The 7427-nt window shown below is 68.6% G+C and carries 8 protein-coding genes, 1 tRNA gene and 1 pseudogene; 3 read left to right on the top strand and 7 right to left on the bottom strand.

Annotated features, from left to right (window positions below; translation table 11 throughout):
* Nucleotides 1-296: response regulator transcription factor (locus tag ACFU99_RS25980; RefSeq protein ID WP_384396045.1), on the bottom strand; the 296-nt coding region annotated here is incomplete at its 3' end.
* Nucleotides 283-1059: a sensor histidine kinase gene (locus tag ACFU99_RS25985; protein ID WP_384396048.1), complete on the bottom strand. Its 777-nt coding sequence runs from the start codon at nucleotides 1057-1059 to the stop codon at nucleotides 283-285. The genes ACFU99_RS25985 and ACFU99_RS25980, both read right to left, overlap by 14 nt.
* Nucleotides 1060-1325: 266 nt before the next feature.
* On the opposite strand from ACFU99_RS25985, the gene ACFU99_RS25990 reads away from it, so the two are divergent.
* Together ACFU99_RS25990 and ACFU99_RS25995 are read left to right on the top strand one after the other, a co-directional pair.
* The gene (locus tag ACFU99_RS25990; RefSeq protein WP_384396051.1) at nucleotides 1326-1937 is read left to right on the top strand and encodes a ScbR family autoregulator-binding transcription factor; all 612 of its coding nucleotides are present in this window, start codon (nucleotides 1326-1328) and stop codon (nucleotides 1935-1937) included.
* Between the two features lie 50 nt (nucleotides 1938-1987).
* Nucleotides 1988-2956 carry an NAD-dependent epimerase/dehydratase family protein gene (locus ACFU99_RS25995; RefSeq protein WP_384396054.1) on the top strand — a complete coding sequence of 323 codons (969 nt, stop codon included), beginning with the start codon at nucleotides 1988-1990 and terminating at the stop codon, nucleotides 2954-2956.
* Nucleotides 2957-2996: 40 nt separating this feature from the next.
* Here the strand turns inward: ACFU99_RS25995 and ACFU99_RS26000 are convergent, their stop codons facing one another.
* The 5 genes and pseudogenes from ACFU99_RS26000 to ACFU99_RS26020 all read right to left on the bottom strand — a co-directional run bounded on the left by ACFU99_RS26000 (nucleotide 2997) and on the right by ACFU99_RS26020 (nucleotide 7135).
* Nucleotides 2997-3872, bottom strand: coding sequence for a GNAT family N-acetyltransferase (locus tag ACFU99_RS26000; protein WP_384396056.1), 876 nt, complete (start codon nucleotides 3870-3872; stop codon nucleotides 2997-2999).
* A gap of 84 nt (nucleotides 3873-3956) precedes the next feature.
* Entirely contained in the window at nucleotides 3957-4136 is a 180-nt protein-coding gene (locus tag ACFU99_RS26005; protein ID WP_384396059.1) for a hypothetical protein, read from the bottom strand.
* Nucleotides 4137-4142: 6 nt separating this feature from the next.
* Nucleotides 4143-4340, bottom strand: a pseudogene (locus ACFU99_RS26010) (radical SAM protein); the annotation flags it as partial.
* Between the two features lie 6 nt (nucleotides 4341-4346).
* On the bottom strand, nucleotides 4347-5057 hold the full coding sequence (locus tag ACFU99_RS26015; protein WP_384396061.1) for a helix-turn-helix domain-containing protein: 711 nt from the start codon (nucleotides 5055-5057) through the stop codon (nucleotides 4347-4349).
* Between the two features lie 1589 nt (nucleotides 5058-6646).
* A complete protein-coding gene (locus ACFU99_RS26020; RefSeq protein WP_384396064.1) occupies nucleotides 6647-7135 on the bottom strand; it encodes a YajQ family cyclic di-GMP-binding protein in 489 nt (162 codons plus the stop codon).
* Nucleotides 7136-7321: 186 nt separating this feature from the next.
* Between ACFU99_RS26020 and ACFU99_RS26025 the strand changes: the two genes are divergently transcribed.
* A tRNA-Tyr gene (locus ACFU99_RS26025) sits at nucleotides 7322-7403 on the top strand.
* The last annotated feature ends 24 nt before the right edge of the window (nucleotides 7404-7427 follow it).

The raw sequence follows: 7427 nt of genomic DNA on the forward strand, positions 1-7427 counted from the left end.
TCGTCGTGCATGGACAGCACGACGACGCGCAGCTCCGGCTGGTGCCGGAGCAGCCCGCGGACAGTGGCGGCGGGGTCCTCGTTGCGCGGCATCTCGATGTCGAGGAGCACGGCGTCGGGCCGGTGCAGGGCGGCCAGCCGCAGCACCTCCTCCCCGTCGCCGGCCTCGCCGCAGACCTCGAAGTCGGCCTCTGCGCGCAGCAGATCGCACAGCGCCTCGCGTAACAGCACGTGGTCGTCGGCGACGAGGATGCGGATCGGCCGGGCGACGGCTGCGGGCGGCTCAGGCGTGGTCATGGCGATCGCTCCGTTCTCGGACGGCGGTGCGGGCGGTAGTGCGGGCGGGGGCAGGCACGGGGATCCGTACGGACACGGTGGTGCCCTCGCCGGGCGCGGTGGCGACCTCGGCCGACCCGCCCAGCGCCTGGGCGCGTTCGGCCATGGCGAGCAGCCCGTTGGTCCGGCCGCCCGCGAGCGTGGCGGCGAGGTCGAACCCCCGGCCGTCGTCGGCGACGCTGGCGTGGGCCGCGTACGGGGTGAGCCGCAGGACGGCCGTGACCCGCCGGGCGTGCGCGTGGGCGAGCGCGTTGCGCAGCGACTCCCGGACGATGACGAAGAGTTCGTCGACGGTGGCGGGCGGCAGCCGTGTGGTGTCGCCGAGCACTTGGACGCGTACGTGCGCGTCGAGCGGGCCCGGGATACGCATGGACCGTACGAAGGAGCGCAGGGCGGACTCCAGTGAACTGCCGGAGAGGGCCGGCCCGACGGCGGGGGCAGGCCCGATGGCGGGGGCAGGGCCTGCGGCGGAGTCGACCATAGGGGCCGGACCCGGACCCCGTAGGCCGCTGGCGAGCGCCCGGGTGGCGGTGAGGGTGCTCTGCAAGGCGGTCCGGGCCGCGTCCAGGCGCCGGGCGGGCCGTTCGCCCATCGGCGCGGAGTCTGCCTCCAGCAGTTCCAGCTGACGCAGGGCCAGGCACAGGCCGCTGCCGATGCGGTCGTGCACTTCGCGTGCCAGGGTGCGCCGGTCTCGCGTGTGGGGACTGTCGTCTACGTACAGCATCGCAGCTCCTACCTTCGCCTTCGGTAAGGCCACCGCACGGCCACCGCTGCGGCGGTCATGTCCCCGACGGTAGACCGGAGTTCAGTAACAATCAAACTGCCCGGTTTGTTTTTAACGGGTGTTTGCAGTCGGATGGGGGGCCGGAGCGGCTACCGGCAAGGGCTTGTTTCCCACCCTTACCTTCCGCCCTACGGCCAAAAAGAAACCTCATAGTCGGTTTGTTTATTGCTAAGGTTCGCTGCACGGGGCCGACGTCAGGAGAAGAGATGGTGCAGCAGGAACGGGCGGCGCGCACTCGGGAGGCGCTGCTCCGGGCGGCCGCGGAGACCTTCGACCGAGAGGGGTTCATACCGTCGGCGCTCACCGGGATCAGCGACCGGGCGGGGGTCAGCAAGGGCGCGCTGCACTTCCACTTCACCAACAAGGCCGGCCTGGCCAAGGCGGTGGAGAAGGAGGCCGCGACGGTCCTGCGGGCCATCACCGGCAAGGCCCTGACCGGCGCGCCGCCCACGCTCCAGCGCCTGGTCGACGCCACCTACGCGCTCGCCGCACTGCTCCGCGAGGACGTGGTCGTACGGGCGGGATTCCGCCTGTGCTGCGAACGGACCCGGCCCCCGGCCGAGGGTCCGTACGCGCAGTGGGAGCGGTTCGTCGCCCGGATGCTCGAACGCGCCTACGCGGAGGGCTCCCTGGCGCACACGGTCAGCGCCCGCGAGGCGGGCCAGGCGATCGTGGCGGCCACCACCGGCTTCGAACTCCTCGGCCGGTACGACCGCAGATGGCTCTCGGCCCCGTCCCTCACGGCGTTCTGGTCACTGCTCCTGCCTCGCCTCGCCACGGACCGCGGGCAGGTCACGGAGGCGGCGGCCGCTCTCTAGGCTGCGGCGGGGAAGAGCAGGGGAAGAGCAGGGGAAGACAGGGGGAGAAGATGCAGGCAACTCGTACCAGGGCAGGCCGAACAGTTCTCATCACCGGCGCGAACGGCTTCATAGGCGGCCGGGTGGCGGAGTCGGCCATGGCGGTGCCGGACCTGCGCGTACGCCTGCTGACAAGACGCCCACCGGAAACCCGCGACTGCCGGTCCGAACACTGGCGAGCCGACCTGGCGGACAGAACCACGCTGCGCGGCTGCTGCGAGGGCGTCGACACGCTGATCCACTGCGCGTCGCGGATCGGGGCCGGTGAGGCGGAGAGCCGACAGGTCAACGCCCGGGGCACGGAGGCGCTGGTGGAGGAGGCGGTACGGGCGGGCGTAGGGCGCATCGTCTGCCTGAGCACGGCGGCGGTGCACGGCCGCGGCCCGTTCTCGCAGGCGGACAGCGCGCGCCTGCCCATCGCCCCGGCCTCGGCCACCAGCCGCAGCCGCGCCGCCGCCGAACGCGCCGTCCTCGCCGCCGGCGGCACCGTGCTGCGCCCGCACCTCGTGTACGGGGCGGGGGACCGCTGGGTCGTGCCCGCCCTGCTGAGCCTGTACGCGGCGCTCCGCGCCGGGGTGGCCGGCGGCCGCGTGCGGCAGTCCGCCATCCACGCCGACGCCCTGGCCGCGGCCCTCCTCGCCACGGCCCTGGCCCCGCACCCGCTCCCGGGCGCGTACGCGGTCAACCACCCCGACCCGGTCTCCGGCGCGGCCCTGACCGCCGCCCTCACCACCCACCTGGGCCTGCCCCGCCCCCGCACGGACCTCACCTACGAACAGGCCCGAACCCGCCTGGCCCACTCCCCGGAGGACCTCCACGCCCTGTCCGTCTTCGGCGTGGACCACTGGTTCGACAGCACCCGGATCTGGCACGACCTGTCCCTCCCCCCAGGCCCCCCTTTCCCCGAAGCCTTCGCCGCCACGGCCCCTTGGTACCGCACCCACCTGGGCCTGCCCGAAACCACGACAACGCCCGCTTGACACCAAGGACGTGCAACGGTGCGCGGTACTTCAGCCGCTGTCAGACGTTCGCCGCGCAGACAAACCCCAGCGGACGCAGCCCCTCAGCCCGGCAGAGGCTGTCGGAGGCACCACCGACCTCCGTCTGCAGAAGTTGGTACGAGGCGCCGTTCGCCTGCGACCAACGCATGGCTGCGCGCCACAGGGCCCGACCGTGCCCGCAGCCCCGTTGCTCCGGCAGGACGCCGAAGTACTGGGGGAGCAGGTGGGCCGCGCCGCGCGAGTCGGACATGACTTCTATCGGGCCGATGGCGCCCACGACGCGCCCGTCGTCAACGGCGACTAGGACGGGGCCAAGCCCGTCGGCCTCCACGCGACGGTGAAGAATAGTGAATCCCTCGTCGGCGAGCAGCCCGGCGAACCACGGGAACGTGGCTCGCACCGACACCGGGCAGTCGGTGAGGAGGCGCACTGCTTTTTGCGGCGGCATGGGGTGTTCGGGTCCGAACTCTCGGAGTTGGACGCGGGTCACCCGGCTGCCCGAGGGCGGCTGCGCGCCGGGGCCGACGAACGAGACGACGCGACCGGCCGCCGCGCCGTGCGTGACGCAGAGCTTCATGGCGAGTTCGGCGGCGGTGTCGTGGCCATCGGGCGGGGAGCCGTAGAGATGGACGCTCACCACACCCGCGCCACGCTGAGACAGGGGCGGCCGCAGGGTCTCGCACGGCCCGTGGACGATGTCCTCGACGAGCACGCTCTCACCCTTGACGTCGGACCAACGGCGGCCCTTGTCGTACGGGAGGAAGGCCCCCGTGGGGGCGCTGTCGACGACGTCGGCGAACATTCCGGGCCCGAGAGCATCGGGGTGCACGGGGCCGATCGTCCGGACGTACGGGACAGTGATCTCGGGGCGTAGCCAGTCCCACCGGAATCGCATGGCGGCACACTACGCGTCTGCCTCACAAGGCTCAGGCCCCGATGCCGATACGCCGGGGCCTGAGCGGAAGTGACCGTTCGGGGCCTAGCGCGGATTGTCGTCACCCGCGTTGCACGGGCACATTGCGCTGTTCATGACCTCGTCGAGCCGGGGCACCGGCGTGATCGTGGCGACCGGAGCCGCCGCGGCCGGAGCGGGACGTGTCGCGTATGGCGGAGGCTTGGTGGGGCGGGTCGGGGAGATGGTGACGGTTACGGCTGCCATGTGGCTTCACCCTGTTTTCTTCATCCCGTGCTGACAGTAGGTTTCCTTCCGCGCCCCCGCTTCCTGGTAGTGCTTGGCGAGCGGGCGGCAGACCACGCACTGGCGCGCGAGCGTGCAGCCCGAGCAGCCACCGGTGCGAAGCATGAGGCGGTCGGCGACCGAGCCGAGCCGTGCTCTTCCTTCGGGGCCTTCCGCGATCACCTCATACAGTCAGTGCGATTCGTGAGGCTCCGTGATCTCTGCATGCGCAGCCTGAAAGGGGCGGATGTTTCCCGCCGGCGCATGCTGCCCGAGTAGGGCGAGCCGGAGGCTGACTACATGTGAATACGGCCTGGGGGATGAGCGAGCGCTCTCCTGCTCGTGCAGCATGACCCGCTTCCATGCCTGCGCCCAGCGTTCCGATTCGATTGGTTGGACACGGCATGCGACCAGGAAGGCAGCAAGGACGGGTGCACTGGGCATCCGCTGCCCTAGGAGCACCTCATTCAACGTGGTGGGGGCGAGCGACCGTCCTGGCGATCGGCGTTGCAGCAGCGCCAGTGATGGTTGCCCCACACTGACACGGAGAGCCCGCATGGCACGGATCAAACCGGCTGGTGTCGAGATCAGATCAGGGTCGTAGCTGACGAGCCCTTCGATTGGTTGCCCCCTGTGTGCTCGCCGCCGCTGGGCAAGACCCCCCAATACGTCGATGCACTCCTCGTGACTCCCGTCGCACAGCAGGGCCATAGCAAAGACCAGTCCAGCTGGAGGAGCTGTTCGCCCTGATAGTGCACGCGACACGGTCGACTCCGACAAACCCAGCACTGCAGCAATGTCGCAATTCCTCATGCCGGAGTGATCGCGCAATTTCCTAAGCCAGCTGGCTGCCTCAACGACAGGACCTCCATGTTGCGGTAAGGGGTTCTCAGGGCGCGCCATTACCGCTCATCTCCACTCCGGTCTGTCATGCGGTGCCATGGCGACTGTGCCAGGGCAGAGGCCAGCGTCACCACCGATGTCAGGAATTTCATAGCCGTTTCCGTAGGCGCGCACGGCGATGACGCGATGACGATGATCACCGTGATCACGATGATGGCCGAGGGAAACCATCGCTCGCTCTCCGGGAAGATCGGCGGGACGTATGCAAGTAACACCTTGGCTCCTCTCACTTCGGGCGGCGCGGGCCGCCTCAGCGGGTGCCACCGATGATGCGTCGCGACGAAGTGCGGAAGCGAATGCCAGTGTGGGTTCTTGCACGCTTGTGCGTGCAATCTTGATGCAAGAACATCTGGCCGCCGCAGTCCGCTTGGCCTGCAGCGTTGGCAATAGTTCTTGCAAGTTCATACGACTCTCTCCGCCTTCTGCGGGCACAGAAGCGGCCACGCCGGGTGCCCTCAACCGCCGTTGGTGGTGTGGTGCCTCGTGAACGCCTGCGTGCGAGCGTTACCAGCCACGATTCGCCTGGAATTGGTTTTCTCGGGGGCGGCGTCTCGCCTGGGGCAGTGTCGAGCGGCCGCTGCTGGGACAGTTGACACGCAGGGACTGAAGTGTCTGATAGTTCCGGGCTGGGCAAGGTGCTCCGTCCTATGCTCGCGTGCATGTATGGGTGGAGCGCGATGTCGGCCGTGGGCTTACAAGGCATGAGAACGCTGGCTGCCGCAAGGGTGGCGCTTGTAACCGTTACTACCACTGCGGCTGGTCGGGCATCGGTTGTTGAAGGCCACCTTGCGTGCGGCGGAGGCCACGCAGTGAGGCGGGGGAGCTCAGGCAGAGTCGACGTACCGTCCGGCGTCGGGGCTGTCTGGGCCGGGGTGAATGCTGCTCACGTTCGACGGTGCAGAGTTCGGTGCTCTACTCGCGGGGAACTCGCCCTACCTTCCGGACATTTTGACGCACTTTCAGCCAGGACAGCCGATTCAATGAGGCCGCAGAGTAGTTTATCGCTGTTGCCAAGGTGGAGCTGCACAGCCGGGGTACCTCGCATGGGAATCCGCAGCGTCCAGTCCGAACTCATCTGACGCAGATCGACAAGGATCGAAGCCGTCGAACCTTCGGGTTTTAGTGGGCTCAGTCGTTGGCTGCACTATCTGGTTTTGGGCCTGGGTGGCTGTCCAGAATGTGTGCTCCTTGTCGCTGCCCGAGGGCGGGTGATGTGGATGTGATGGGAGCGGAGCGCAGGGGTGACCTGACAGGCGCGCACGCTGATGATGGCGAATGTCTTGGGCGAGCCTGCGACGTCCGCGCGCGGGTAAGGACTTCGACCGGTCAATCCGCCTGTAATGGGCTCTGCCATGCCCCGATGGATCCGCATGCACGGGCCGAGGCACGACCGACCGCAGTGCGTTGTTTTGGTGTGCGGTCAGGGGGTGGCGCGGCGCGGGGCCCTGACCATGCGGAGCACTGCGTGAACCCGTGGCCCGGCGAAGAAGACACAACGTGGGCTGCCGTCGAGGCTGTCCTCGGCGGTGTGCCCCCGTTGTGCCCCGTGAAGTCCGCCTAGCCGCATCTATGCGGGTCAGGCCAGTTGATCAGCGGTAGTTCACGAACTGGATCGCGAAGTCCAGGTCCTTGCCCTTGAGCAACTGCTGGATGGACTGGAGGTCGTCCCTGCTCTTCGAGGACACCCGCAGCTCGTCGCCCTGCACCTGCGCCTTGACGCCCTTGGGGCCCTCGTCGCGGATGATCTTGGCGACCTTCTTCGCGTTGTCCTGCGAGATCCCCTCCTCGACCGAGGCGAAGATCTTGTACTCCTTGCCGGACGCCTGCGGCTCGCCCGCGTCCAGCGACTTCAGCGAGATGCCCCGCTTGACCAGCTTGGACTGGAAGATGTCGAGGACCGCCTTCACCCGGTCCTCGGAGTTGGCGCGCATCTCGATCTTCTCGCCGGACCAGTCGATCGAAGCGCCGACGCCCTTGAAGTCGTAACGCTGCGAGATCTCCTTCGCCGCCTGGTTGAGGGCGTTGTCGACCTCCTGCCGCTCGACCTTCGAGACGATGTCGAAACTGGAGTCGGCCATATTGAGTTGGCTCCTCGTACGTAGATCCATCAGGGGGTACGGCCCACGGACCGCCCTGCCAGCCTAGCCACCCCCGCCCGATCCGGCGGCGTCGAATCGAGTGGCGGACCACCCCTGGTCATCGGGTATGGTTTACGTCGTTGCCACAGAGCGCTGCGAACCAGCGGTCGCGGGCAGCGAACCCTTGGCGGTGTGCCCGAGTGGCCAAAGGGAGCAGACTGTAAATCTGCCGGCTCAGCCTACCCAGGTTCGAACCCTGGCGCCGCCACGGTCAAAGGAGAGGCCCCTGATC

The organism is Streptomyces sp. NPDC057654, from assembly GCF_042800135.1.
GTDB lineage: Bacteria > Actinomycetota > Actinomycetes > Streptomycetales > Streptomycetaceae > Streptomyces.